General features: G+C 33.2%; 26 protein-coding genes and 1 pseudogene. 3 read left to right on the top strand and 24 right to left on the bottom strand.

Annotated features, from left to right (window positions below):
- Positions 1–79 precede the first annotated feature (79 nt).
- Both ACKF5P_RS01885 and ACKF5P_RS01880 read right to left on the bottom strand, forming a co-directional pair.
- Positions 80–703, bottom strand: coding sequence for an HK97 family phage prohead protease (locus tag ACKF5P_RS01885; RefSeq protein ID WP_408955818.1), 624 nt, complete (start codon positions 701–703; stop codon positions 80–82).
- A 302-nt stretch (positions 704–1,005) separates the two neighbouring features.
- Positions 1,006–1,848, bottom strand: coding sequence for an Rpn family recombination-promoting nuclease/putative transposase (locus tag ACKF5P_RS01880; RefSeq protein ID WP_408955817.1), 843 nt, complete (start codon positions 1,846–1,848; stop codon positions 1,006–1,008).
- 1,061 nt (positions 1,849–2,909) lie between these two features.
- Between ACKF5P_RS01880 and ACKF5P_RS01875 the strand changes: the two genes are divergently transcribed.
- Positions 2,910–3,116: a hypothetical protein gene (locus ACKF5P_RS01875; protein WP_408955816.1), complete on the top strand. Its 207-nt coding sequence runs from the start codon at positions 2,910–2,912 to the stop codon at positions 3,114–3,116.
- Between the two features lie 30 nt (positions 3,117–3,146).
- Here the strand turns inward: ACKF5P_RS01875 and ACKF5P_RS01870 are convergent, their stop codons facing one another.
- From ACKF5P_RS01870 to ACKF5P_RS01820, 11 genes are all read right to left on the bottom strand, one after another.
- Positions 3,147–4,325 carry a phage portal protein gene (locus ACKF5P_RS01870; RefSeq protein ID WP_408955815.1) on the bottom strand — a complete coding sequence of 393 codons (1,179 nt, stop codon included), beginning with the start codon at positions 4,323–4,325 and terminating at the stop codon, positions 3,147–3,149.
- 44 nt (positions 4,326–4,369) lie between these two features.
- Entirely contained in the window at positions 4,370–4,576 is a 207-nt protein-coding gene (locus ACKF5P_RS01865; protein WP_408955814.1) for a hypothetical protein, read from the bottom strand.
- Between the two features lie 25 nt (positions 4,577–4,601).
- Positions 4,602–6,035 carry a phage terminase large subunit gene (terL, locus tag ACKF5P_RS01860; protein WP_408955813.1) on the bottom strand — a complete coding sequence of 478 codons (1,434 nt, stop codon included), beginning with the start codon at positions 6,033–6,035 and terminating at the stop codon, positions 4,602–4,604.
- 102 nt (positions 6,036–6,137) lie between these two features.
- Positions 6,138–6,722 (bottom strand): phBC6A51 family helix-turn-helix protein, encoded by a 585-nt coding sequence (locus tag ACKF5P_RS01855; protein ID WP_408955812.1) that lies wholly within the window; start codon positions 6,720–6,722, stop codon positions 6,138–6,140.
- Positions 6,723–7,350: 628 nt separating this feature from the next.
- Positions 7,351–8,352, bottom strand: coding sequence for a type II TA system antitoxin MqsA family protein (locus ACKF5P_RS01850; RefSeq protein WP_408955811.1), 1,002 nt, complete (start codon positions 8,350–8,352; stop codon positions 7,351–7,353).
- A 21-nt stretch (positions 8,353–8,373) separates the two neighbouring features.
- Entirely contained in the window at positions 8,374–8,724 is a 351-nt protein-coding gene (locus ACKF5P_RS01845; RefSeq protein ID WP_408955810.1) for a hypothetical protein, read from the bottom strand.
- 244 nt (positions 8,725–8,968) lie between these two features.
- On the bottom strand, positions 8,969–9,694 hold the full coding sequence (locus ACKF5P_RS01840; protein ID WP_408955809.1) for a M48 family metallopeptidase: 726 nt from the start codon (positions 9,692–9,694) through the stop codon (positions 8,969–8,971).
- Between the two features lie 11 nt (positions 9,695–9,705).
- Complete coding sequence (locus ACKF5P_RS01835; protein ID WP_408955808.1) at positions 9,706–12,801, bottom strand: type I restriction endonuclease subunit R; 3,096 nt, start codon at positions 12,799–12,801, stop codon at positions 9,706–9,708.
- Positions 12,802–12,842: 41 nt separating this feature from the next.
- The gene (locus tag ACKF5P_RS01830; protein WP_408955807.1) at positions 12,843–13,994 is read right to left on the bottom strand and encodes a restriction endonuclease subunit S; all 1,152 of its coding nucleotides are present in this window, start codon (positions 13,992–13,994) and stop codon (positions 12,843–12,845) included.
- 8 nt (positions 13,995–14,002) lie between these two features.
- The gene (locus ACKF5P_RS01825; RefSeq protein ID WP_408955806.1) at positions 14,003–15,550 is read right to left on the bottom strand and encodes a type I restriction-modification system subunit M; all 1,548 of its coding nucleotides are present in this window, start codon (positions 15,548–15,550) and stop codon (positions 14,003–14,005) included.
- An 18-nt stretch (positions 15,551–15,568) separates the two neighbouring features.
- Complete coding sequence (locus ACKF5P_RS01820) at positions 15,569–16,135, bottom strand: restriction endonuclease subunit S (RefSeq protein ID WP_408955805.1); 567 nt, start codon at positions 16,133–16,135, stop codon at positions 15,569–15,571.
- 300 nt (positions 16,136–16,435) lie between these two features.
- Here ACKF5P_RS01820 and ACKF5P_RS01815 point away from each other — a divergent pair, with 300 nt between their 5' ends.
- Complete coding sequence (locus ACKF5P_RS01815) at positions 16,436–16,897, top strand: hypothetical protein (protein ID WP_408955804.1); 462 nt, start codon at positions 16,436–16,438, stop codon at positions 16,895–16,897.
- An 84-nt stretch (positions 16,898–16,981) separates the two neighbouring features.
- Here ACKF5P_RS01815 and ACKF5P_RS01810 read toward each other — a convergent pair whose 3' ends face one another.
- The 7 genes and pseudogenes from ACKF5P_RS01810 to cofG all read right to left on the bottom strand — a co-directional run bounded on the left by ACKF5P_RS01810 (position 16,982) and on the right by cofG (position 22,424).
- Positions 16,982–17,125, bottom strand: coding sequence for a hypothetical protein (locus ACKF5P_RS01810; RefSeq protein WP_408955803.1), 144 nt, complete (start codon positions 17,123–17,125; stop codon positions 16,982–16,984).
- 32 nt (positions 17,126–17,157) lie between these two features.
- On the bottom strand, positions 17,158–17,496 hold the full coding sequence (locus ACKF5P_RS01805) for a holin family protein (protein ID WP_408956610.1): 339 nt from the start codon (positions 17,494–17,496) through the stop codon (positions 17,158–17,160).
- Between the two features lie 153 nt (positions 17,497–17,649).
- On the bottom strand, positions 17,650–18,366 hold the full coding sequence (locus ACKF5P_RS01800; RefSeq protein ID WP_408955802.1) for a LysM peptidoglycan-binding domain-containing protein: 717 nt from the start codon (positions 18,364–18,366) through the stop codon (positions 17,650–17,652).
- A gap of 204 nt (positions 18,367–18,570) precedes the next feature.
- Positions 18,571–19,505 (bottom strand): annotated as a pseudogene (locus ACKF5P_RS01795) (IS982 family transposase).
- Between the two features lie 309 nt (positions 19,506–19,814).
- Positions 19,815–20,354, bottom strand: coding sequence for a DICT sensory domain-containing protein (locus ACKF5P_RS01790; RefSeq protein WP_408955801.1), 540 nt, complete (start codon positions 20,352–20,354; stop codon positions 19,815–19,817).
- Positions 20,355–20,377: 23 nt separating this feature from the next.
- On the bottom strand, positions 20,378–21,466 hold the full coding sequence (gene cofH / locus ACKF5P_RS01785; protein WP_408955800.1) for a 7,8-didemethyl-8-hydroxy-5-deazariboflavin synthase subunit CofH: 1,089 nt from the start codon (positions 21,464–21,466) through the stop codon (positions 20,378–20,380).
- A complete protein-coding gene (gene cofG / locus ACKF5P_RS01780) occupies positions 21,456–22,424 on the bottom strand; it encodes a 7,8-didemethyl-8-hydroxy-5-deazariboflavin synthase subunit CofG (protein ID WP_408955799.1) in 969 nt (322 codons plus the stop codon). The genes cofH and cofG overlap by 11 nt, the downstream gene beginning before the upstream one ends.
- A 177-nt stretch (positions 22,425–22,601) precedes the next feature.
- On the opposite strand from cofG, the gene ACKF5P_RS01775 reads away from it, so the two are divergent.
- Positions 22,602–23,498 (top strand): cobalamin-dependent protein, encoded by an 897-nt coding sequence (locus tag ACKF5P_RS01775; RefSeq protein WP_408955798.1) that lies wholly within the window; start codon positions 22,602–22,604, stop codon positions 23,496–23,498.
- Positions 23,499–23,744: 246 nt separating this feature from the next.
- On the opposite strand, the gene ACKF5P_RS01770 is transcribed toward ACKF5P_RS01775, so the two are convergent.
- The 4 genes from ACKF5P_RS01770 to ACKF5P_RS01755 form a co-directional block, all read right to left on the bottom strand.
- Complete coding sequence (locus ACKF5P_RS01770; RefSeq protein WP_408955797.1) at positions 23,745–23,894, bottom strand: hypothetical protein; 150 nt, start codon at positions 23,892–23,894, stop codon at positions 23,745–23,747.
- Positions 23,895–23,968: 74 nt separating this feature from the next.
- Positions 23,969–24,391: a hypothetical protein gene (locus ACKF5P_RS01765; RefSeq protein ID WP_408955796.1), complete on the bottom strand. Its 423-nt coding sequence runs from the start codon at positions 24,389–24,391 to the stop codon at positions 23,969–23,971.
- A gap of 51 nt (positions 24,392–24,442) precedes the next feature.
- On the bottom strand, positions 24,443–25,147 hold the full coding sequence (locus tag ACKF5P_RS01760) for a DnaA ATPase domain-containing protein (RefSeq protein WP_408955795.1): 705 nt from the start codon (positions 25,145–25,147) through the stop codon (positions 24,443–24,445).
- 16 nt (positions 25,148–25,163) lie between these two features.
- Entirely contained in the window at positions 25,164–26,081 is a 918-nt protein-coding gene (locus ACKF5P_RS01755; RefSeq protein WP_408955794.1) for a DnaD domain protein, read from the bottom strand.
- Positions 26,082–26,195 lie beyond the last annotated feature (114 nt).

Raw genomic sequence — 26,195 nt, 5'->3', positions numbered from 1 at the left:
ATAAAACTCTAAAAAAAATCTAAACAACACCTTCAAGAACAGCATATAAATCTTGGCTCTTTAATAATAAAAAAGAAGACTAATTAGCCTCCTTCAGCTTACTTCCTATATTCTTTTCTAGGCTATCAATTGAATTGATTAATCTATCCATTTCTAAATCTCTACTCTCCTCCTCTTTAATTTCAGTCTTCTCTAAGAATCTATCTAAAACATCTGCAAACCTATTAAGCACCTTCTTCATTTCATAATTAGATTTAACAGAAGTAATCAAAGCCTCATCATTCATTGCCCAGGTAACCGGACTGAACTCATATAACTTAATCTCCTTTAAATGCCTAATACCATCCTTCCACTCTTTCTCCACAGTATCATAGCCAATACTTAATTCATTAATCACCCCATCTTTCATCAATATCTTTACATCATTCCCCAATGAAGTGTCACTGATCTGCCCTTTAACATATAATCCTTTCTTATCTTCCTTCATCTCAATTGGCTTCCCAATTGGACTATAAGGATCATGCTGCCAACAGATTTTGATTCTATCTTTGTTCTCTTTTAATGTTTTGCTAAAAGCACCGGCTTGAATTGAATCTCCACCAGCATCTACATTACCAAAGACAGCAGCATAACCAGTGAAAACACCTGTTTCTTGATCAAAATCCTTGAGTTCAAATGGAACTCTTTTGGTTTTGTATTGCATATAATCACCTACCTTCTACTCTATCCCTTTAATAAAACTTCTTCACTTTAAATTATATCAACTACAATAAGTATTTAACTATCATTTTTCTATCAACTTTATTCTCAAAAATAATCCCCCTCGGGCCAACTCTCTCATCTCTCTTATCTTCTTCTACTACTTTCTATCTTAGGCTCACATGTTTCAAATCACTTCTTTTTATCTATCTAGTACTTAAGCTATAAAAAGAGCCAACAGGATTTCTCCTGCTGACTCTATATCTCAATTTATCAATATCAGTATTCATAATTAGATTATTAATACTAAATTTCTTCTTTTAATTTTTTAACTTCCTCTATACTTAATCCAGTCTTTTCAGATATTGTTTCTACATCTAATATATCTAACAAATTTTTAGCTAACCTTTGTCTTTCTTCTCTTCTAGCTCCTTCTATATTACTTATATGGTCATGAATTGCCTTTTGTCTCGCTTCATATAACTCCCTAGATTCTTCATCATGACTTAATACTTCAAGAGTCTCAGCAGCTTCTTTTAATTCCTTTATTCTCTCTTCAATCATCTTTACCACCTCACTCTTTGGATTTTTTAAAAATAATAGCCAAGGAATCAATTTATTATCTATATCATCTTCATCTTGGTACTTGCTTTCATCTAATTTAGGTAGCTCAATAAAATGTATCTCTTCTAAATCTGTTAGTACTTGATTAGTCTCCTTTTCTTTTAACAAGAAACAATTATGATACTTTTCTATCCCTTTCAAATAATTAAAATTAAGAATATTAATTGCTACTGTCTTATTTAGCTCACTATATTCTTGACCTTTTTTCAACTGTGATGAATATAATTTAGACCAGTAATAAAGACTTCTTCTTGTCATATTATATTGATTTTTCAACTGGACTTCTATGTTTATTTTCTTATTGTTATTGGCAGTTGCTTTGACATCTAGACGAGATAACTTATCTTCATCCCAATCTTTATTAATCTCAGCATTATCTATCTTTACCTTTATTATTTCTTTTTCTGTACCTTTAGTTTCAAATACAGCATTTAAAAATGCAATCAATATATTTGGTCTTTTTTCCGAACCAAATATCTTTTTAAAGACAAAATCAACTTTGGGATCTAATAATTTTTCTTCCATCATATCTCCCTTTCTATTACTAGGTGTCTTTATTCATTTTTATAATAGTTTATAATTATATTATACCTTATTTTACTTTAATTTAAAAGATAATACAGAATAAATTAATTTATAATAGACGGGCCAACACCAAAAACAAACGGGATAGTAGTACTGACACTAACACTCAGTACCACTATCCCTAATTGCGATGACCCAGTTTCAGTCGCTCCAAGACAGCATAGCTACAAGCTGACTAAAGAACAAGTCACCACCCGGTATCTATACTGCTTTCCACTCCTTCAACCGGGACAGGCTTTAATTTTAAGAAAAGATTTAACAACCCGATCAGCTAATGTTTAAAAATCCCCTCCAGCAACCCCATTGTCTCCCTCATTCCCTCTCCCCCAAACCCCCACTCCCTTTAACTCCCTTCCCGGACAGGCTCGACAAACCACTTCGCCAAAAAGGTTGCATTAAAAATGGGGGAGAGAGAAGATTGAGGGAAACGATTTGAGGCAATGAGAAATGACGCATCAGTTTCTCATCTATCCTCAGGTTGCTTCCGGGAGATAAAACCCAATCTGTTCTAACTCGATACTATATGGTAATGCTGCAAAATAGTTCTCCGTTTCCCTCCGAACTACCTAGCAGCCCCCTTCCAATCAAACAAATCAAGGTAGGGGCTAGAGGCATCATGGGTAGCTTAAAGTATTCGTAACATCACATCATATCGAAAAATATTATGCTACGTCCATATCTAACTACAAACCCAGCTCCCCATCATGCCTTGGAATATCGCTAAAAACCTAAACCCCTCTCCACCACCATTCCCCATTCTATGCTTCCAGTCCAAAAAGTAAAGGACTACTCATCCTTGCGTTCCTCCTTGACTTTTTCTCCTTCCAGCAACAAAAAAATTATGGGTGGGGAGAGAATGTTTTGAGGGCCAACTTATGTTACACCATTCTTCAAAATCTGCCATCTTTTTATATTATCTATTACATTTTAGTATATTTTAGCTATGAAAGTGGGAAAATATAAATGTAAGGCAATAACTTAATTAAGGGAGTTATAATTATATGAAAAAACATCAACAATTATCTTTATTCTTTGAACTACCCACAGCTGAAGAGTACATAAGTAGGATTAATAGAATGATGAAAGGCCTAGATAACAAGATCAGACAACACCCCGCAGGATCATTAAAGACAATTCCCCTCTACTTCGAAAAGAGAAGGTTATTACGAATTAAACAAAGAATAAAAAAAGAGGGGATTTACACCTAACCCTCAGATGTAACCCCCTTCCCCTCAGCTTTAATTTTTAGCATCACCTGATTCCTGATTCCTTAAATTATTAAATCCTAAATCCAATCGCTCATTAATCTCATCCAACGACCAGCCCATCTGCTTAAACTTATAAGCAGCCTCAACCTTTTCATTTAAATTCTCCTGTAAAGCCTTAACCATACTCGTATCAGCCTTAATCTCTACATTCTCACCAAACTCCTTAGCCAAACTCTTATTAAAGGTATCCAAGACATCTTTTAAATAAGGAATAATTCCATCAAGCCAGAATATCTTCCTTGCAGTCTCAATATTAGAAAGAGTAGCCTTCTCATACAGCCCCACCATTGGAGGTGGTACTTGAAATATAGAACAAATATCCTCCCTTGTCATCTTCCTTGATTGGATAAAGTCCATCTCGGTAGGAGATAAACTCATAGGAATATAATCAACCTGATTACCCAAGACCCATGGACCACGACCCTTAGCACTATATTGCTCCCTTACATGCTCTTTAGCTTCCTTATACTGAGGGCCAGTCAGATCATGCTTAAAAGCAAATACCCCATCTGTAATAGCCCGATTCTGCATAGTAACCTTATTCCACTTAATCGCCTCCACATCAGTATCAACAATAGCTGCAGCTGCTTGGAGTGGACTCATCCCCCAATATGGATTAGCAGGATCAGTAAACATCCCATGAATTACATCCTCAAACTCTAATCTCTCCACCCTATCCCCAACATTATACTCATAATGGCTAATAAATTTCTTCTGATCAGCCACCGGGCCAACTTTATCGGGATCCAGTGGAAATAACTCTACCGGTAGTCCTCCCTTCGATTCCAGCCTTACAATCTTAATAATTGAATTCCCTCCCAAATAAAGGTGAGCTGCCATCCTCTCCATAATATCCTGCATACTATAAAAAGGATGAGGATCGTCCAACAAAATCTGTAATGGATGCTCAGGATTATACTCCCCATCCTCATAAACCTTCAAAGGCACACTAGCCACAGTCTTCATAATCCGATAAACACAAGCGTAAACATAACTCGATGCCTTAAACCCTTCCCTAATCGCTCTCCCAGTATCCCAATTTTTAAACTCCGGCTTGCCCCCTCTATAACTAGGTAACAGCCTCGGCCTATTTCCATTAGCCTCAACCCTCAACCCCTTAGCCACCTTCTTAAAAATATTAATATTCATCACCCCTTTCAAATGCAAGGTATAATAAAAGCTTATCCCTTAGCCTAATCCTCTTCCTCAACCATCAAAGAATAAACCCCATAACTAAAGACCTTCAAAATAAACTTATATCCCACCAACCCTAATAACAACCCTCCAACACTCAACTTTATAACCCAAACCCCAAACAGATCAGCCAAAGCCCAAGTAACTAAGCCCCACCCAACAATCAAAGCCAAACATAATAAAACTTCTCTAAAATACTTAAGCATAATTATCACCTCTTATCCCTTGCTCTTAAACTCTCCCTATCATCAACTCAAACCCTTCACTGACCATCTCAGCCAACCCTGTCGTTGCATCTGGGCCATCATCATTTCTATTCTTTCCTGATTTCTGATAAGAGTTCATCGCCTCATAGTAGTTGGGCCAACGATTCTTCCAATCCTCTGGAAAATAGATATGATTCATCACAAAACTACTATTAGATATAATCCTTGCCTTCTTATTCTTACTCTGGTGAAACCACTGCAGGTCAATCCTTCTTGTCTGATAATCCTCCCACAATATCCTCTCTACATTCCGAGCAAAGCTCCTACCACCATTATTATTCTCAATCTTAACGCTATTAACCCTATTTCTAAGCAAGAACTCTGCTGTCTGGGGTTCAGTAACCTCCATTCCCTCCTTGGTATAAAGAATATCAACTATATAAATCTCTCCCTCACACTCCACCCCTACTATCGCACAAAGATAATCATCACCTTGATCAGCAGTATCAATATAAGAGATCAGCCTTTGCCCTTCTTCACTTGTTGGCAAGTCGGTATAAGTACTAAAGTGACTATAGAGTTTACCCTTCTGATCTATTGGCTTTTGATGATAATTAGCCTTAAATATCTCTGGCACCATATTAACCTTTAAACTCTGATAACTCTTCTCTGAGAGAAGGTCAGGACACAGCATCTCTCCTTCCTCATCCTTAGCCTCCAACTTCAATAGATACCACTCATCAGCCTCCGGGCCAACCAATATCCGACCACAGATATCCTTCTTGGCCCATCTGGTCATATTAACAATCTCAATTGCCCCTTCCTCCTTACGAGAAAGAAAAGTCCCACTATACCAAGTCCAAATCTTATCTAAAGCCCTAGCATTAAGTGCCGTCTCTGCATCCTTGACTGGATCATCAACTATTGAGATATTACAACCCTTCCCTGTAATACTCCCTCCAATTCCAGCACCCTTATAATTAAAGAACTCACCTTCCAAAGCCCACTGCTGATATGACCCATTTCCTTTCTTGATTCTACTCTCAGGAAAGATATCTTGATAGATGATCTCATGAGGATAAGTCTTCTCCTGAGCTATCCCATCTCTGGTATAACGAGAAAAATCACTTGCCGCATCATCATTATAGCTACAAGTGATTACTTTATTGGTCTTATCCTTACCCAATGCCCACATACAGAAATTAATCAAAGTCCTAGATTTTCCATGGCGTGGTGGCATATTCATCATTAACTTTCTATAAGGACTCCCATCCTCTTTAACCAACCTACCCTCATAAAGAGCTTGTAGAGTATCACATAACAACTTCAAATGCCACCTTCCCTCCCGATAAAAATCAGGGGCCAACACCCGACAAAACTCCCATAAGTTAACTCTCGCCCTCCTAATCCTCCTCTCCCGCTCAAAAATCAACAATCGCTCCTTCTCTTTTCTATCCATACTATCACCACACTACTCATAGTTTCTTTGCTTATCTATTCCAATAAATTATCTTCTTCTGATCTTAACTTTTGTATTTGACTTTTAATTCTTAATTGCTCTCTAACTCTCAATTCTCAATTTTTTTAGCTCTTTCTCCAACTCTTCATCACTCATATAAGACAGATCAATCCTATAGTTCATATCTCCCTGATGCTTAAAATCCCCTTTAATAATATCAGTCGCCTCACCATTTAATAATTGATACAACTTAAATAACTTCTCTAAAGCATCAATCTTATCCAACTCATCCTCTATCTTATCAACCTTAGCAGAATCCATAATCCCATTAATCATATTCAACAACTTAGGATTAAACTTATCCTTAATCTCATCTAACCTCTGATAATAAACTTCCTTAAAGAACTCATCCTCTAGCCACCTATATAACTGCCTTCTACTGATGTCACACTTATTAGCTATCTCTGTTTTAGTAAACTCACCTGAGATAAGAAGATCAATAGCCTTAAGCTGATTCTGATCTAACTCCTTAATCGACACATCTGTGACATGCTGTGACCTATCTTGGTGCTGCCAGCAATACCACTTACCTTTAAAGTCTACACTAACCTCATTTTTTCTGCTACACCTACTACTATCAACCTTCTTACCACTACATTTAATGATCTTAATCTCTTCATTATTCATTTGCTGACAACACCTCCTTCTTAATAGCAAAAAAATAAAGTCAAAGGCTGTTGGCCCTTGACTTTTCTCTGTTCAATCTTATTTTTTTTAGGTTTTCATGCAGTTTTAGATCCAAATTATTAAATTATTGTATTTTTATTCATCTTTATAGTAGCATAAAAGTTAACCTTTTTCAAATATTTTTTTGCTTACATCTCTTTATCTTTCATGTTGATTATCCATAAAATCAAGTGAAAATAATTTTAATCATCAGTCTTTGATATACATTTATACTTGTTATGGAATATTTGCATAGTAATAATAGATTAAAGAGTTTAGCAATAGGGCCAACACCATTAGTATTCCAGCCGACTTCACACAACAGAGTGTCTCCTTTAACGACTAAGGATCGTCCTACCCTGCGGGCCGATGACCAGCCTTGTAATAAAAAACTATCACCATAAAAGATGATAGTTTAGTTGAATCAGATATTCTCTTTTTAAGATACTAGTTAACGCTTTTATTAAAAGATGTGATTCAGGAGTGCTTTTCTCCTGAACTACATACTCCATTTAAACACTCTAGCCTGGATATCCTCGTGGTTCACGACTTCCCATTGGTGGTAGGGAAACTAGTCGAAGAAAATGATTTATATGGAAATTGCATCAGCATAGTCATAAGGAATTAAATCCTCATGATTTGTTTCTCGGTATCCTTTTTCATCATGAGATCTAGCACATATTTCAGAAGCTGTATAATCCTTAAATTGATTATACACCAAGTTTAAAGTTTCAATTTCTTCTTCTGAAAATAAACTTTTATCAAATTCAATATTAGCCTTGAATACTTCTCCCATATATGGATGAAAAATTTCTTCATGGGTAATCGCATTTAAATCTTCTTCAATAATAGCAAGTAAATGTTTAAAACGTAATGGAACAGGACCATACTTATAATGTTGAAAAGGAGTTCCACAAATAGATAATGATGTTCTTTTAAAGTTAACAAACTCAGAATACCATATTAATTTCAAAAGTTTACTTTTAGGTAGATTAGGAATTTCCCCAGTAAAAAAAACAATAACATTCGCCATTTTTTCTATATTAAATTTTTTAAATCCAGTAAATCGCTCTTCAAAATCTTGAAGAAATTCGATGTATGTCGATTTTAATTTGCTTTTTTTAGATTCTTTTATTAATTCAGATAGTTTTTTCTTCATTTTTTTAATAGTTTTAGTTTTTATTTTATCTTTGTTTTTCTTAATAATAGCGTCCATATTTTCAGGATTATCAATAAGTCTTATTAAATGATCATGAACATTATCTTGTAAAGCTCCATTCTCATATCGATTGATTGTTGCTACACTACATCCGATAATATCAGCAAAATCTCTTTGACTTAAATCATATTTTTTTCTTATACTCTTTATTTTAGAAGGAAAAAGCAAATTATATTTTTCCCGATATTTATTAAACGCCATTAATAAACTTTTATCAAATTCTTCGTCTTCAATTATTTCTTCTCCACATTTTTCACAAATAATTTTTTTAATTTCATTTGTAAAACTTTCATTTTTGACCTCATGAATAATTTCATCTTTAATTTTTTTGAATTTTTGCTTTTGTAAACATTCTGGACAAAACTTCTCCATAATTACTCCCCCCTTCTTTAACTAAGCATAAGGACATTCCTTAGATTCATCATCTGGATGTATCCGAAAACAAATAAAACAATTATCAGCTTTTCTAAACTTTATATATAATTTATGATCATCTACATTAAATTTAAAAGCCCAAATTTCTCCTGCTAATCCTGCATGATCACTTTCTGGTCCTTTAAGATAATTAGCAATAGTAAACTGTTTGATCTCTTCTTGTATATGCTTTCTTAAAATACCATATCTTCCAAAAAAACCATTAGTTTCTTTCTTAAAAATAAATTCATAGTCTAAATCTAAAGGATCGATAGATTTTTTTAGTTTTTTTAATAATTTCACAACCTCTTCTTTATCAGATATCAACATTAACCCATCTCCTTATAGTATATGTTTATTATACTTAAATCTATACATAAAATCAAGAAAAATGTTATCATATGATAATAACTTAAAATTAATTTTAAAATAAAACCCTTGTAAGTATAATATTTTTGACAATTAATAAATTAATTAAGTTATTAAACGATTCTATCTAAAAATCAATATACATGGAAAAATTAGTTAAATTATTACTGCTAATAATATTCTGAAATCATCTATAATATAATTGTTATAATTCCTTCACTACCTCCTGATCTAAAATCTCCTTTCGCTGTTTCCAATCTGGCATTAAAGCTGTTAAAAAATCATAGAAATCTTGATTATGATAAGTATACTTAAAGTGTATAAGCTCATGTAAGACCACATAATCAATACAGTGTTTTGGAGCTTTAATAAGTTCAGAGTTCAAAAGAATTGTATTGCTATCTTTTAAGCAAGAACCCCACCTTGCTTTCATGGTCTTTATCTTTATCTTTGGTTTACTTACTCCATATCTTTTGAGTTGAGGATACATCTTATCTAAGGCATCATTAAATTTTTCTTGGGATTTATTTCTAAGCCATTTTGAGATGAGTTCTTTCTTTTTCTGATAATCATCTTTATTAATCGTATAAAGATAGATATACCCTCTATAGTACTTAACCTCCTCTTGTTCTTGCTTAGATTCTATTACTTTTAATCTATATTGCTTACCTAAATATTTAATTGATTCTCCACTTACATACTCTTTATTTATCTCTTTAGGCTGAGTATCTTTAAAGTAATTAATATTTTTCAAGATCCATCTAGCTTTATCCTTTACAGTTCTTTTAATAAAGTCTAACGGAATACTCTCATTTGCTGATACCACAACTGACATATCTGGTTTTACATTTAAATTTATATTCTTTACATCTTTTCTTTCAAGTTCAAATTGAATTGATTTTTCTCCATAATTTATTTCATGCTTTGCCATAATACCACCCTTTAATATCTTCTAAGTGCAATAACTTTTACATTATCTATTATCTCATCTATTTGATCAAGTGATAAGTCTAAATCAGATTCTTTATTAATCTTAAATAAGAGATCATCTAATTCTTGTTCTATTCTCTTGTGTACCTCTATATTATCATGCCAATCTACTTTTGAATGTTGAGCAATGATTTCATCTACTTCTAAAGCAATTTCTCCTATAACTTCTTCATTATCTAAATCGTTATTTCTTTCTATAATCTCTTTAGTCGCTCCATAAAAAGCTTGAGCATCTTTATTCTGCTTAATATTCTTTGGATATTTCACACCAGATTTTCCACTTTTAAAATCATTTTTGATATCCTTCATCTTTTTAAAATATTCATCATCAGAGATTCTTTTCTCTTTATACTCCGCCAGTGTCTCTTTAACCTTCTCTGAAAACTTCTTATAAAAAGCTGGATTTTCATTCATTTTAATATCAATTCGCTTGCTTAGTCTTGTTCTGATAGCATCTGCTTTGGCCCTAGGTGTTCCAAGCCTTTCTAACTCCTCTTCAAATCCTTTTTCATTTAAAACATCAACAGGATTCGTAATTCTAACTACTTCTTCTGAAGCTATATAATTATCCATCAATTTCTGCATTTTGACTTCATATTCCTCATGATCAATTTCATCAGAATATCTAAGCTTAACACTCTTTCTTAATTCCTGAAAAAACTTAAGGTCTTTTTTATATTCATTTAATTTTTCTCTTCCTAATTCCTTATAAATTCTTTCTGATTGAAGAGCTATACTAAGATTTCTACTAAACTTACTTAATACTTCATAAAACTCTTCTCTTAGTTCTTCATTAGCAAGCCTAACCTCATACTCTTCCATGTCTTCTTTATTCTTAACAGGAATGAAGATATCAAGCAGTTGAGAATGTGCTTCTCTTAGCTTTCCTATAATAGTTTTAACGTCATATAAAGCTCCTTGTAAATCTTTAGGGTCAAAGTTTTCTAAACCAGAACCTGAATACATCTGCATAGCCTCATCTAACTCTCTAATTAAGCCCATATAATCAACTATATAACCATAGTCTTTGCCTTCATATATTCTATTAACTCTTGCTATTGCTTGCAGTAAAGTATGTTCTCTCATCTGTTTGTCAATATATAATACACTAGCTTTTGGAGCATCAAAGCCAGTTAATAATTTATCAACAACTATTAATAAATCTAAATCCCCATTTTTAAAATCATCTTTGATTGATTCTTCATAATCATCTTTATCACTATATTTTTTCATCATCCTATTCCAAAAATTTTGAATTTTATTTTTAGAATGTCGATCTACTTCTGATTTACCTTCTTTCTGATCTGGTGGTGAAATAACAACAGCTGCCTTTAAATCACTCAATTCCTCAAATGCTTCAAGATATCTAATAGCTTCTATTTTACCATTGGTAGCTAACATAGCCTTAAAGTGACACCCATCAGTTTTATAGTTTTTAAGAAAATGATCATTAATATCAAAAGCTATAAATTTTATTCTTTGGTCACTGGTAGCTATCTTTTTAAACCTACTCCATTTTTGCTTCACTTCTTCTGTCTGTTCATCGTTTAAATGCCTAGTTATCATCTCTAATCGGTTGTCGATTGCTCTTTTATTAACAGTCTGCTCTACCATTTTCCCTTCATAAAGCAATGGCACTATTGTGTTATCCTCAACTCCATCAGCAATTGTATAGGTATGAATCGGTTTACGCCGCCCAAATTTGACCATTGTATTCTTCTCTTTTTTCATTAAAGGTGTTCCAGTAAAGCCTAAATAACAAGCATTAGGAAAGACCAGTCTCATCTTGGTATGAAGTTCACCATATTGGCTTCTATGGGATTCATCAACAAGAATAAATATATTTCTACTTTCAATCTTAACCTTCTTTTTAGAAGCAGTCTCAAATTTATTAACTACGGTAGTTATTATATCAGCATGATTATCTTCAATTAAATCTATTAAGTTCTGACCAGAGGTAGCTCTATTTGGTTTTAATCTAGTATGTTTAAAAGTTTTTCTGATCTGTTTATCAAGATTAATTCTGTCTGTTACTACAACTACTCTAGATTCTGATATATTTTCTAAAATATATTTTGAAAGCATAACCATAGTCAGTGATTTTCCTGAGCCTTGAGTATGCCAGATGACACCTCCTTGGCGATTTCCCTTTTTATCAAAGGTTGTAATTGATTTGATAGTTTCTTTAACTGCAAAGTATTGTTGATAACGGGCTATCTTCTTTTCATTTTTATCAAAAACAACAAAATATTTAGTAAGTTCAACCAGTCTTTTAGGTGAAAACAAAGAAATAATTCTCTTATCTTGATGAGTTGGCATTCGTCCAGTAATATGTTGATTAATTTTATCCTGTAACCAATCTTCATACTCTTCACGCCATAGAGACCAAAACTTTTTTTGAGTAGCACAGGTTCCATACTTGGTTTCATTCTTATTAGTAGCCATTACAATCTGAATATACTTATATAAGTGAGGAATTTTTTCCTTAGACTGATAATCAATCGTCTGTTCTATTCCTTCTTTGACAGAGATTGAAGAACGTTTACATTCGATTACAACAAAGGGGATACCATTAACAAATAGAACAATATCTGGCCTTTTATTGCCTCTACCATCTGCTCTTTCTACTGAAAATTCATCCACCACATGATAGACATTATTTTCGGGGTTCTCCCAATCAATATAATTAATACTAAAAGAACTCTTATTACCATCAGGTAGATGTTCTTCATAGCTTTTACCAACCATCAAGTGATCATAAATCTTTTCATTAGTTTTTACAAGGCCATCGGTTAAGGGCTCATCTAAGTCTTTGATAGCCTGTTCGATATTTTTTTTAGAGAAGTTATGTTCTTCACCTTTATATTCAAAAGAATTCAACCTTTGTAATTGCTCTTTTAAAACATCTGTCAATAATACATTATAGAGATTTCCTCGCATCTCAGTTGCTTCACTAGGTGAAAGATATTTATAACCTAAAGATTTAAGTAGGTCTATAGCAGGTTGTTGACTTACATCTTCTTCATAATACTTTGCTCTTTCTTCCACTCTATCCACCTCCAATTTATTTAGAAAAGGAGTGAAGTGATTTAACACTCCACTCTGACCTTTCCAGTAAGTAATAATTGCATTAAACCTTTCTTCTGTTCTTTTAAAGCTTCCACTTCTTGCTCGAGAAGTTCAATCTCTTTATCTTGTAATTTTAATATTTTAACAATCTCTCTTTGCTCTTCAATATCAGTTGGGATAGTTACTTTAATCTGCTTAAAATTATTATATCTTAAATTTAATGTGTCATTTACCATTCCTTGAGAATATCTTCTAAACAGATTGATAATCGTAGGTAATTTAAATAAATACCCCATAAAATATGAATCAACTGTATCAGTAGGCTTTAAAATAGTATAAGCAGGGCTTACTATACCTTCATATTCAGAAACACCACAAACTCCCTGCCACATCCTCATAGTGTTATAACCAATATCTTTAGGGAGTATTCGCTTATATTTACTTTTATTGCTACTCGAAGTATTTTTCTTATCTAATTCACTTCTTTTAATAACTCCTTCTGAAGAAGTTATAGATAATAATTCTAAATCTTCATACCCACGTTCTTTTCTTTCTTCTAAGACTTTACCTAATTTTACTTCTTTCCACTCTTCATTAAATCCATCTAACCTTACTTTACCAGTCAATAAACGCTGCATCAGCCCTTTTTTCTGTTTCCTCTTTTCTTCAATCAATTCTTTTTTTAACTTAATTCCTTTATCCCAAATTGAAATAATATTAGAAATTTTTCTTTGTTCATTTTTAGGTGGGATTTTAAACATTGTTTCTGATATAAAACTCCAATTAGCCCGCGGCATTTTTGTTCCAGATGTTATGTTAGCAAATCGATTAAACCTACTTGTTTGTACTAAATAATATAAATATTCATTCAATATTGTTTCTTTCTTTGCTCTTAAGACCCAAATCTCAGAAGAACAAACCCCTTCAAAATCAGCCAAATAATATTTCTTTAGATAGGGTCTAAGTTTACCATATAAGACCTCATCTTCATAAAATTTATTTTTAGTGCTTTTTTGTCTATGCGAATAAGTATATCCTAATAATCTTCCAGTCTCAGACTCTAAATGTTCTAGTTCTATACACTTTAAATCTTCTTCTTCCTTTTTAGGATTATGTCTTTCTTTTGATCTTTCAGCAACTTCTCCAAATGAATGTTTTTTCCATTTATCCATATTACCACCTACAACCCTAACTCTTTAATATACTTCTGCATCTGCTCTTCTACTTCTTCAATTTCTTCTTTAATCTCTGCTATATTATTAGCAACTTGATCCATATCAACTGGTTCTGGTTCCTCAAAAGTATCAACATAACGAGGAATATTTAAGTTATAATTATTCTCTTCTATCTCCTCCAATGGAGCTAAATAAGAATACTTATCTATTGTTTCATAATTCTCATAGGTTTCTACTATTTTTGCAATATCCTCTTCTCTCAACTTATTTTGATTAGTACCATCTTCATAGCAATCCTCGCCACTAGCATCAACAAATAAAATCTCGTCTCTTTCTCTATTCTTCTTCATCACTAGCACACAAGCTGGAATACCTGTTCCAAAAAATAGGTTCTCAGGAAGTCCAATTACAGCATCTAATAAATTCTCTTCAATAATTCTCTGTCTAATCTTTTTCTCTCTTCTACTTCTAAATAAAACCCCATGAGGTAAGACTACTGCCATTCGCCCATCTTCGGCCATACTATGAATCATATGTAGAATAAAAGCATAGTCTCCTCTTGATTTAGGAGGTACTCCCAACTCAAAACGACCATATGGATCTATAGATTTATCAAGTTTAACCTTTTTTGAATCCTTTTCATCAGCAAAACCCATATACCACTTCTTAAGTGAGAATGGTGGATTAGCAACTACTACCTGAAACTTCATTAATTTATCATCTTCAAGATGTTTAGGATTAGCAATGGTATCACCCCACTCAATTCTAGCATCATCAATGCTATTTAGAAACATATTCAACTTACAGAGTGAATGGGTCTGACCGTTTCTCTCCTGACCATAAACTGCTACCTTATGGCTTTTGTTCTCTTCAGAACTAGGTACTTGGTCAACTACCTTGATCAATAATGAACCAGAACCACAGGTTGGATCATAGATTCGATCATTTTCTTGAGGCTTAACAAGCCTAGCTAAAAGCTCAGACACCATAGAAGGTGTAAAGAATTCTCCACCCTTCTTACCAGCATCACTGGCAAAACGCTCTACAAGATACATATAAGCATTACCTATAATATCTTCTTTCCCTAATTTAGATGGTCTTAAATCAAGTTCTTCAGAATCAAAATCCTCTAATAAATGCTTTAACATAAAATTTCTATCTTTAGTACTACCAAGAATAGCTTCACTATTGAAATCGATATTTCTAAAGACTCCTCTAAGTTTAGTCTTGTTCTCTTCTTCTAGTTTCATTAATGCTTTATTGATTGTTTCTCCAATATCAGATTCATTTCTTTTTGAGTATAAGTAATCAAAGGTACATTCTTCATCCAAGACAAACCTTTCTCTTTTCAGTGCGCGTTGGATTCTAGTTTCATCTCCATCATACTTTTCCCTATACTCCTCTAAGTTTTCTTTGTGAATATCACTTAAGTATTTTAAAAATAGGATTACTAAAACATAATCTTTATAAATACTTGAATCTATTTTTCCTCTAAATGTATCACATGCTTTCCATAGTGCATTATTAATAGTTTCTTGTTTTGTGTCTCCCATTACAAATCCTCCTTTAATTTATAAGACTTTATTTATAACTCCTTGGTATAATTTTTCCTTTTGTTCTAGTAACTCTTTTAATAAGCTTTTCTCTTTTAAATGTAACCTTCTTATTTCAGTCACTATTTTCTGCTTTTCTAATGGAATTTCTTCTATTTCTAAATTTGAAAGAAAAGACTTCTTGATCGCTCGTATCGTACTACCTATATGTGATATTTTCATTTCTCTTTTTACTCTTCTACTATTTAAATATAAAGCTAAAAATTCAGGTGAAATATTATCAGTCTTTAATCGAATAATACTAAAATTTGATGGCACAAGATACCCTGTCAAAATTTCATTAATATAAATTGCTGTATTAGGTTCACTTAACCTAATAAGTACATCTCCCTTTTGAGTTATGTACTTATCTGATAGCTCCTCAACACTAGAAAAATCTTCAATATAGTCTAAATTTAATATCCCATCAACTAGGCTTTTAAGTGTTATAATTTTATAACTTTTAACTGTTTCAAATTCTGTCTCTGCTCTTTTTCTAGATAAAACAAGTCCAGATTGTATCTCAGCAATCTCTCCTAGTTTCATTTTACACCTCCCAAACATTATTTTCAAAGTAATACAATTAAATTATACTACATGATTTTCCAATTGTCAATTTATTTTGTTATATCTTTTATATAACTCAAAATAAAAATTTAGTTATATTCTATACACAACTTTAATATAGATGTTATAACTAGTGCAAAAAAATAAAATTATTGGAGGTTTTTATAATGAACTGCAAAACATTAGATGAATCTAATGCTGGAAGAAGAAAAATATCCACTTCGTAAAGCAACCATTGTAGATTTGAAAAAACTATAAATTACCTGAGGAGGAACTTTTATGGAAAATAGCCTGATAGATAAGTTTAAGCTCTTTATTGAATTTCTATCTTACAGATATATTTATCTCTTTTTGATTATTTCATCACCAGTATTAGTGTATCTTACCTTGCCAAAAATTAAGTCATTACCCGAATCAGCGAGTGTTGTAAATTATATATCATATCACATTAACACACCACAAGAACCTATAAGAAATTTTTTATTAATTTCTGCCTGTGCTATTATACTTTTTTTTACAGGAATCACCACTATAAATCATGGTTTTAAGTTTAAAAAAGAAAACCTACCTATTGGAATTCTCATTATTAATTTAGGATTCATGGTTATAGGTTCGGCAGTTTTCTTTTTGAGATATTTTCTTTTATTGTTGGTATCTGGAATATTATTTGCAATATTTTCTGTTTTTATCGCAGGTACTTTAATTAATGAATTTTCTAATAGCAAAACCTCTCGAAGTTAAAATACTCCGAGAGGTTTTAATTATAAAACATTTTTGCCAGCACCCGAAGGCACTGACCAAACCAAATAATATTAACTTGTTATCTTATCCAATAGCTTCTCCATTTCTTCTCTCTTTGGTATACTTCTTATCGGGAATAAATTTAATCTGTAGCCAATCCCCTTCTTCTGGATTGCCTGGTATCTCATCCTTCAATACATCCAGCTGCACTCTTTGCTTCTCTAACAAAACAATCAATTACTCCTCTCATTTAATGCCTCCTATTTCTCTTGAATCTGTTGTAAAGTTTTCTTTAAAGCCTTAGGAATTAGTACCCCAACCTGGACCAAATTCTCTACAGCACTAATCCCTTCTTTAGAGATGTAAAACCAAATTGCCATTAAACGAATCATCCCTTGACTTCCCAACACTTCATCAGCCAGATGAGCAATCACTATGCTTAAAAAAAGACCAATCTTACGAAGTATTCCCCTATGACCTAATTTACTGTTCAACTCTTTCAAAACAAAAGCAGATAATAAGCCAGTAATATAATCGACTACTACTATACTGATTAAGAACTTTAAGGACTGATCATTACCACCTAGCCAGTAATTAATCCCCCCTCTTCCCTACAGACCAACATCTGCAATCATTATAGCAACCAACTCCCGAGATTGGCACAAAGTTGGCCCGAAATAAAAAAAAGCCCCTAGGGCCAACACCCTAAGAGCTAATATGATACTTAACCTCTATATTTTACTGAAGCAACATCATAATTCAAGTTTAATTTCATCCTGTCGGCTACCGTCTTTCATACTAACTGAAAACACAGCTAAATAATCAGCTTCTGCTGGAATATCAGCTAATTCTATCTCGAAGCTACCCCAATGCGGACCAGCAATAGTGGCAGCCGTACCATCTTCTTTCAAGACTTGTCCATCTTCAGTCTCTAAAGCATAACTAACATGGGCTTCAAAAACCCGTGCCAACCCTGAAACTCTAAGTTGCTCTCCCTCAGATTCAAATTCAATCAGCTTAATATTTTTATTTCTAGCAACGAAGATCTCTGCTGGTAATCGAATAACCTCATCTTGCCGTAGCTGATCAGGATTAGCAAAGTTATTATGCTCAATAATTTCTTCTAAATCAAGATTATGTCTTTGAGCTAACTTCCAGAGACTATCATCAGGTAGAGTAATATAGTAATCAAGCTCATCATCATTAATATTAATCTTAACTTCTTCACCAATTACTAAATTAGTAGCTTCTAATTCCGGGTTCATCTCCTGTAAAGTATCTAAATTAACTTTAAAATACTGCGAAAGATCATACAATGTATCTCCAGGTTGAATAATATAGCGAAAATAGTTATCTTCTTGAATTACTATCTCATAATAAGCTCGCCCTAATGTATCAGCCTGTGCTTGTACTGGAATAGAAAGAAAGATCATCAATAAAATAATAATTATTACTGTTTTTTGTTTCATTCAAACACCTCCATTACTTTTACTTAATAATAGTATGTAAACTATGTTCAATTATTATTAAAACTTTTTTGTTAGTATAAATTCATGGACACATTATATTCACGCGTTGTGTTAGTATAAACTAATTAACAAATAAGTTAAAATTTAACATAGATAAATCAAAAATACCTTCTCCTTTAATCGTATAATTTTTCTATAGCTTAGTTAGAATACTAGTTCTTTTATATGTCCAATATTTACGTTCTTACCCAAGTGTTTATTGATAAGCAACATAAATTATGAGCTAATAATTTTGTTTTAATTCTAGTTATTAATCCCCAAAATGACTTTGCATTTACTTTTGATATATTTAATTGTTCAGTAAGCTGCGAAAAGGAAGTTTCAATTCTTCTCCTTACTTTAGAAATTAAATTTCTAAATGACTTAGGGTATGGATGTTTACTATTACTACGTTTAAGGGGAAATAAATCGATATTCTTTTCCTGTTTTAAATCAGATTTTATGTCTTTGTCGACATATCCTTTATCACCTAAAATTTTTATTGAATTATAGGGTGAAATTAAATCCCAAATAGCAGTTCTATCGTCTATATTTGCTAGGGTTATAACAAAGTCAGTAATATAACCATTAAGAATAATGAGTGTGTGTAATTTAAAACCAAAGTAAGTTTCTTTTTTAGAAGCACAATATCCATAATTAGCCCTATGAAAAACCTTATGGAAATGTGCTCTGCCAAAATTGCAAACAGGAATAGGCATACTGTCAATAATTCTATATTCATCTAAATGATAACCTAAGATTTTAAATAGTTTCTCACGTATTTGTTCAATTACATCATGGAGATTTCTACGAGTTCTATTAAATCTTGTTCTATGGCAAATAGCAGGAAATAAGTCTTTCAGGTTCTTTTTAACAAATTCTAGTCAAGATTTTTCTGAATTGATAGTTAATAATTCACCTATGATGCTAATAGTAATTATTTCACTATCAGTATTTATTGCTTTATCAACATTACGACGATTTTTAATATATGTTGGGGTTACTTCTTTGCAAGTATCATCAATTATCACAAAAGATGCTTTAATAAGGTCTTTTAAATCTTCAATTTTTGTGGTAAAATAGCCTCTAGACTCCAGCATATGTTATTCCTCCTATCTTGGATTCTGGGTGTTTCCATAGATAGGGTAACATTTTTGCTGGAGTTTTTCTATATCTAATTTTAAACTCTTTTATATGAGTTTGTAAACTGCTCTTTCAAACTATAAACTAAGCTTTAATATTTATGTATTTTCCAAGACAATACTAAAACCTCTTTTACTAATTTTTATAATTATATTTCTATTTCGTTTTGTATTGTCAACTCTGCCTCGTCACCTTGCTAAAATTATCGTACTACTCATTTTGAAATATATTAATTATAAAGCCTCTCCACTGGAGAGGCTTTATAATTAATAAGATTCGATTACTTCATCTAATAATTTAATAGCTTTCTTAACAACTCGAGGATTCATACTCTTAGCACCTTTAAAATTTCTCTTCTTCTCGTCCTCATACTTTCCAAAACCATCTAAATCATAAGCTACCATCATCGATTTAGCCAATGGCTGATCAATTACCAAAAACCACTCCCGAACCAACTTATGCTTATCGGGCAAGTAAATAAAGTCAACATCAGAATGTGACTCCAGATCATCATCATCCTGTCCAAAAATATAGACCTGAGCAACATTATCTGCTATCTGTAAAAATCGCTCCCAAATATCTCTAGCTCGAGATACCTTTTGAAAACCAGCATAAACAGTAGCCTCTACTTCTTTTTTTAGCAGAACATGCTCCATAATATAGCACATCTTTTCCAACTTAGGTACATCAGTTTCAAATTTCAAAGATCTAGAACGAAGCTTTTCTTCTTCAATATCCCCAGTCTCTTTCTCCATTGTACCATCCAACGCAGCAAAGATCTCTTCATACAACGAAATTTCCTTCATAAATTATCACTTCTCCTTAACTTCTAATAAATTGTTCCCCTCTGTTTAGCTTCTCTGTTCAAACCTCTAATTAAGCTCTGTAACTGTTCTACAGATAAATACTCTCCATTCTTACCTCCTGCTTTCTTAGTAATCTTTTCATTAAATAAGGTTCCTCCTAAGTCATTAGCTCCAGCCTGTAACATAAATTGAGCTAATTTAGGACCATACTTGACCCATGAGGCCTGAATATTATCAATATTATCTAAAAAAAGACGTGACACAGCAATCATTAATAGATCTTCCCTACCAGTTGCTCCTCCTTGTAACCACCCCCTTCGATATAGTTCAGTATTATAGGGCATAAATGATAAAGGAATAAACTCAGTAAAACCACCGGTCTGATCCTGAATATCCCTAATCAAGCTTAAATGCTCAACCCGCTCTTCAATCCCTTCTAAATGTCCATACATAATCGTTGCAGTAGATTTTAAACCTACATTATGTGCTGCTGTAATTGCTGCTATCCATTCTTCAGTTTTAATCTTACTAGGACAGATCTTTTCTCTAATCTCATCATCCAAAATTTCAGCAGCAGTTCCAGGTATAGAATTTAACCCTATCTCTTTTAACTGCTGATATCCTTTCTGATAACTCAACCCTTCATTAGCTAAAGCATGCTTTAACTCTTCAGGTGTAACCCCATGCAGATGTAAACTTTTATCTATCTTCCTGATATTTTCTATCAAAGAAGCATAGAATTCAAAATCAAAATTAGGATGAAGCCCACTCACAAAACATATTTCTGTAATATCATGCTCCAAAGCTACTTGAAGTCTTTTTTCAACTTCTGCAAAGGTCAATAGATAAGCTTCTTTACTCTCTTCACTACAACTAAAAGCACAAAACTTACATTCATTGACACAAATGTTAGTAATGTTCAAATTATAATTTACCACATAGCTAACAACGTCTCCTACTTGCTGTTGACGCTTATAATCTGCTAATTCCAGTACTCGATATAGGTCGATGCCCTGTACCTTGAATAAATTTATAGCATCCTCTTTTGTCAATCTGATTCCTCTTTCTATCTTTTTAAAAATAGACTCTAATAAATCAAAATTATAAGCCATTCTGCCACCCCTCTCTCTGCAAACTGACCTGTACCCGTTTTCTCAACCATTCCTCCTGCAAAAAATGAGAATAAATAGGCAAGCGTTCCCGCAATTGATATTTTGGTTCTAGCTCCTCTTTTAATTGCTCTAATTGGGGCCATTTATATTCTGGATTAATATAATCATCAGTCAAAGAAGATATCCCTCCCAAATCAGAAACTCCAGATTCAATCAACCCCTTTAAGTTTTCTATTTCCAGATTAGGAGGAACCTGAATTGCCACTTCAGGAGGCATGATTTCTCGGGCCAACCCAATCAACTGCTGCAGCTGGACTAAACTAACTCCAGCAAGTCCCTTTTTAGTTGATTTAACCGGTTGAATAATCACCTCTTGTAGGTGACCATACTTATTATGTAAGTCAGATAAAGCCTGTAAGCTGTTGATTCTATCCTTCTTCTCCTCACCAATTCCCACTAATAATCCAGTAGTAAAAGGAATTTTAAGTTGGCCCGCCTGAGCAATAAATTCCAATCTAGTACTAGGATCTTTAGTAGAAGAATAGCAATGAGCTGCCACTTTAGCTGTCGTCTCCAACATCAAGCCCATACTTCCATTATACTCTGCTAAAATCTCTAATGCTTCAAAATCAATTACCCCTAAATTAGTATGGGGAATCAGACCTATCTCTAAAGCTTTCTGACAAGCAGCAGTTACCAACTCAACCACTGAATTATAGCCGGTTTCAGAACGAAACCGCTGTCTAAATTTAACTGATTTATCAGGTTGAGTTCCACAACTAAAGAGTACCTCCTTACACCCTGCACTTTTAGCAGCAAACAAATGAGATTTAATCTGTTCTAACTTCATTATCCCAGCTATCTCCAAATCAGATCTAAACTTGCAATAAGAACATTCATTAATACAAAAATCAGTTATTGGAATAAATATGTTTTTAGAATAAGTTATAACTTTCATTAATCTCAACCCTCACTATATTTCATTTCGTATTATTAGCTCTCTTTTATTCCCTTATTATACTCATTATACTACTCATTACGAAATATGTCAAGTTATTAACACGTTTTGAGTTGCTTATATACACATTTTGTATTATAATGATGGTAACTTATCAAATTAAAAGGGGAGAATACAATGGCTGATTTTGCATCAAGACTAAAAAAACTACGTAAAGAAAAGAAATTACGCCAAAAAGACTTAGCAGATAAACTGGATTTAGCTCAAACTACCATTGCTAACTATGAACAGGGAATTCGCTTCCCGAATCAAAAAGTATTAGTCCAAATTGCTAATTATTTTAACATATCTTTAGATTATTTATTGGCTCGAACAGATAATAAAAAAAATATAGAAAAATTATCAACTAAAGTTACCATAAATAATAATAGTTTATCACCATTAGCTGAAGAGTATTTAAATAGATTATTAGCAGGAAAAGAGCACAGTGCTTATCAGTTGATTCAAAAGACTATAGCTGATGGAGTAAAAATTGAAGAAATCTACTTAGATATCTTTGAACCTTCATTAAAAACTGTTGGTGATTTATGGGAAAAAAATGAAGTTACTGTCGCTCAAGAACATTACTTTACCGCTGCAACAGAATCAATTATGTCTAAAATTTGTCCCAGAATTAATTCTGAAGCTCAAGAAAATTATTCCCTTCTTTCTCTTTCAGCCAATGGCGAATTTCATAATATTGGAATTAGAATGATCACAGATCTTCTTAGTTTAAAAGGCTGGGAGACATATTATTTAGGATCTAACCTCCCTACTAACAGCCTAATAACCACTCTTCAAAGTCTAGATATTGATTTAATTGCTATCTCTGCAACTATGTCTTATAACATTGAAGCTGTTAAAAATTTAATTACAGCTATTAGATCTACTCTACCTAACTCAAAAATCAAAATAATAGTAGGAGGATATATCTTCAGTCAAAATCCAAAGTTGTGGAAGAAGATCGGAGCTGACGGCTTCTCTCTTAATGCAAAAGAAGCTGTTGAATTAGCAACAAAATTAGTTAGTCAATAGTATTGTTTTTTCTTTAGAAATTACACAACTATTATATAGTTAAACACAAAAAAAGAAGGGTATTGACCCTTCTTTTTCTAACTAAGTAAGCTATTACAGTAACTATTTTTATTTTTACGAGATGACTGATATTTGCTTATTTTAAGTAAAGCTTTATTTAGTTGATTACTATTTTCTAAATCATAAACAAAATCTTCTAAACTTTTTAGTATGGGAACTATATAATTCCTGTAAAAGGCTAGCCCACTAACTATCACCTTTTATCATCTCAACAATTTTATTAGCCAATTTCCAACTAACAGCCTGTACACCTTTATCTAATAAATCCTTATCTCCAGCCTCTTCAACCACCCTTTTCCGCAAAAATTCAACTTCCTTTTTAAGTTTATCATTCATAGTTATCACATCCACATAATGGTACTATTACTATAACGTATTATTCTAAACAAAGAAAACATTTCTAAAACAGATCACAATAAATCTCCGATATTATCATCCAGCTTCCTTAGTGCCCTCTTCTTCACCCGATAATACTGACTAGCCGAATAAGGAAAGTTGGTGCTATTATAGATCATATTATCCCTCTGAACACTATCTTGAAGATACTTAGCCTCGATTAAAGGAAACTCTACCTCTTTATCCAAAACCTTCAGCCCAACCTCTATTAAGTTAATAATTCTCTCCTTCTCCTCCTTCTCCCGGGCCAACTCACTATCAACCCTTTTCTCCACCACCTCATAAACTGGATCACAACTCCCCCCACCTTGTACCCTAGGCACTCCATAATCAATCGCTTGCTGATTATACTCCAATTGTATATCAATAGCCTCCACTCTCCGCTTCAACTTCCTATACTCAAGCAAAACCCCAATTAACTTTTTATGCTTCTTCACTCTAAAACACCCCCACGAAAATAATGTGCTCTCGCCTTATTTCCTATTCCCTTATCCTGTCAGTAGACTATCAAGTACCTCCTCATTCTCCCTCTCGGCTAAACTCTCCCTCACACTCTCTTCTGGTGCTTGAATAGGTATAGCCATCCTTTGAATCCTGCTCTTAATTCTATAATCATAAGGCAGATCTTCAATCTTGCAGTTGCTAGAAAATATCGTCACCACATCACTCTTAATCCGATAATTGCAGATATCAAAGAGATGATCATTGGTATCTGCCTTTACCTTCTGTTGACCTAAATCATCTATTATCAAGACCTCCACCTTCTTAGCTGCATCTATTAATTCATGAGTCTTAAGCTCAGAATCTTTATTGTAGGTAGCTCTAATAGCATCAAGTAATTCACCAGCAGTTGCAAATCTAACTTGTGCTTTATACCTTCTAATCAATTCATTACCTATTGCCGATACTAGCAAGGTCTTTCCACTACCTGCTCTCTTAGAATGAAAGTAAAGCCCCTTCTTCTTAGCTTTCATCTCTCCAAACCTTCGCACATACTCACTTGCCGACTTCTTACAGATCATAGCATTCTCAATTGAAGATTCTTTCTTATAATAACCCTTTATCTTATAATCGCTAATCATAGTTCCGCAGAACTCTTGATCTATCCTAGCAAACTTCAGCTTTGTATTGATTAACTTTAACTCCCGACAATCACATTCAACCGCTACCAACCTCCCACCCTCTTCTTCCATTTCAAATCCATCACCATTACACCTCTGGTAAGGACACTTTTCCTTCTCTAAGAAGCTTTCTTGCTTTTTGGGCAAGTCTACTGCTTTGTCCCTGTCCACCTTCTCCATCGCTCGATCTATTAGCTCCTGGAGCTTTTCCATCTCTTCTACTCCCCTTCCTATTCTTCTGGAACTGCTTTATCTGCTGCTTGGCTTCCTCTACTGAACTCACCTTCTGCTTCACCCAGTCATTAAGCACCCTCTGAACATAACTAATTGTTTTAGCATTTTGAGAACTGGCATACTCCAAACCAAAAATAACTACTTCCTTACCTAGATCCTCAACAAAGCTCTCCAATATCTCTAAATGGTGTCTGCTTATAGTCCTCCCAAAGACTTTTTCGTAGATTTCCCCTATACTACTACTATCTTTGTAAGACTTCTTAGTGACTTCTTTGGTATTGCTTTGGTCAGATTGTCCATACCCTTTGGTCAACTTGTCCATAGGGGTATGGTCAGATTGACCAGCCCCCCTATGTCCATTTTGTCCACTAGGTTTTACTCCTTCTCTTTTGTCCTCTTCCTCCTTTTTTTCATCATCCTTATCTTCCAAAATTTGCTCTAATCTCTCATAATCAATACTATACCATTTGGTTTTATCATAATTTTTAAGGTTAAAGTTATCTGAGATAAATATCCCATCATCCTCTAAGTTATTAAATATCCTCCTTACAGTCCTTGCACTCCAGAAAGCAAAGAACTTATCCCTCCACTTTTGATAAGAGTTATAGACCCACCATTGATTATTATGAAAGTACCTATCCCGATCCTCTTCCCTTCTTCTCTTAATTAAATAATGTAGCTGTTGAACTACTATCGCTTTATTTAAACCCAACTTTTTAGCTAAACCCTGCTGAATAACTAAAGGACTTTCATCCAAGAGTAAATTACTCATCTAATCACCCATCTCCTATAATTTAATATACTGACTAACCAGAGACTCTTGTTAATAAATAAGGGCCAAATAACTGGTAGCTAACCACTCCAAATCCTTATCGGACAACTCCCT

Origin of the sequence: Natroniella sp. ANB-PHB2, assembly GCF_046097105.1 — a bacterium.
GTDB lineage: Bacteria > Bacillota > Halanaerobiia > Halobacteroidales > Halobacteroidaceae > Natroniella.
The sequence above is the reverse complement of the archived record's forward strand: the minus strand, read 5'-3'. Positions and strand labels throughout refer to the sequence as shown.

Excerpts from the sequence above, each read along its gene's own strand:
- ACKF5P_RS01885 (WP_408955818.1), bottom strand. The coding sequence starts at position 703 with ATGCAATACAAAACCAAAAGAGTTCCATTTGAACTCAAGGATTTTGAT.
- ACKF5P_RS01880 (WP_408955817.1), bottom strand. The coding sequence starts at position 1,848 with ATGGAAGAAAAATTATTAGATCCCAAAGTTGATTTTGTCTTTAAAAAG.
- ACKF5P_RS01875 (WP_408955816.1), top strand. The coding sequence starts at position 2,910 with ATGAAAAAACATCAACAATTATCTTTATTCTTTGAACTACCCACAGCT.
- ACKF5P_RS01870 (WP_408955815.1), bottom strand. The coding sequence starts at position 4,325 with ATGAATATTAATATTTTTAAGAAGGTGGCTAAGGGGTTGAGGGTTGAG.
- ACKF5P_RS01865 (WP_408955814.1), bottom strand. The coding sequence starts at position 4,576 with ATGCTTAAGTATTTTAGAGAAGTTTTATTATGTTTGGCTTTGATTGTT.
- terL (WP_408955813.1), bottom strand. The coding sequence starts at position 6,035 with ATGGATAGAAAAGAGAAGGAGCGATTGTTGATTTTTGAGCGGGAGAGG.
- ACKF5P_RS01855 (WP_408955812.1), bottom strand. The coding sequence starts at position 6,722 with ATGAATAATGAAGAGATTAAGATCATTAAATGTAGTGGTAAGAAGGTT.
- ACKF5P_RS01850 (WP_408955811.1), bottom strand. The coding sequence starts at position 8,352 with ATGGAGAAGTTTTGTCCAGAATGTTTACAAAAGCAAAAATTCAAAAAA.
- ACKF5P_RS01845 (WP_408955810.1), bottom strand. The coding sequence starts at position 8,724 with ATGTTGATATCTGATAAAGAAGAGGTTGTGAAATTATTAAAAAAACTA.
- ACKF5P_RS01840 (WP_408955809.1), bottom strand. The coding sequence starts at position 9,694 with ATGGCAAAGCATGAAATAAATTATGGAGAAAAATCAATTCAATTTGAA.
- ACKF5P_RS01830 (WP_408955807.1), bottom strand. The coding sequence starts at position 13,994 with ATGGATAAATGGAAAAAACATTCATTTGGAGAAGTTGCTGAAAGATCA.
- ACKF5P_RS01825 (WP_408955806.1), bottom strand. The coding sequence starts at position 15,550 with ATGGGAGACACAAAACAAGAAACTATTAATAATGCACTATGGAAAGCA.
- ACKF5P_RS01820 (WP_408955805.1), bottom strand. The coding sequence starts at position 16,135 with ATGAAACTAGGAGAGATTGCTGAGATACAATCTGGACTTGTTTTATCT.
- ACKF5P_RS01815 (WP_408955804.1), top strand. The coding sequence starts at position 16,436 with ATGGAAAATAGCCTGATAGATAAGTTTAAGCTCTTTATTGAATTTCTA.
- ACKF5P_RS01800 (WP_408955802.1), bottom strand. The coding sequence starts at position 18,366 with ATGAAACAAAAAACAGTAATAATTATTATTTTATTGATGATCTTTCTT.
- ACKF5P_RS01790 (WP_408955801.1), bottom strand. The coding sequence starts at position 20,354 with ATGAAGGAAATTTCGTTGTATGAAGAGATCTTTGCTGCGTTGGATGGT.
- cofH (WP_408955800.1), bottom strand. The coding sequence starts at position 21,466 with ATGGCTTATAATTTTGATTTATTAGAGTCTATTTTTAAAAAGATAGAA.
- cofG (WP_408955799.1), bottom strand. The coding sequence starts at position 22,424 with ATGAAAGTTATAACTTATTCTAAAAACATATTTATTCCAATAACTGAT.
- ACKF5P_RS01775 (WP_408955798.1), top strand. The coding sequence starts at position 22,602 with ATGGCTGATTTTGCATCAAGACTAAAAAAACTACGTAAAGAAAAGAAA.
- ACKF5P_RS01770 (WP_408955797.1), bottom strand. The coding sequence starts at position 23,894 with ATGAATGATAAACTTAAAAAGGAAGTTGAATTTTTGCGGAAAAGGGTG.
- ACKF5P_RS01760 (WP_408955795.1), bottom strand. The coding sequence starts at position 25,147 with ATGGAAGAAGAGGGTGGGAGGTTGGTAGCGGTTGAATGTGATTGTCGG.
- ACKF5P_RS01755 (WP_408955794.1), bottom strand. The coding sequence starts at position 26,081 with ATGAGTAATTTACTCTTGGATGAAAGTCCTTTAGTTATTCAGCAGGGT.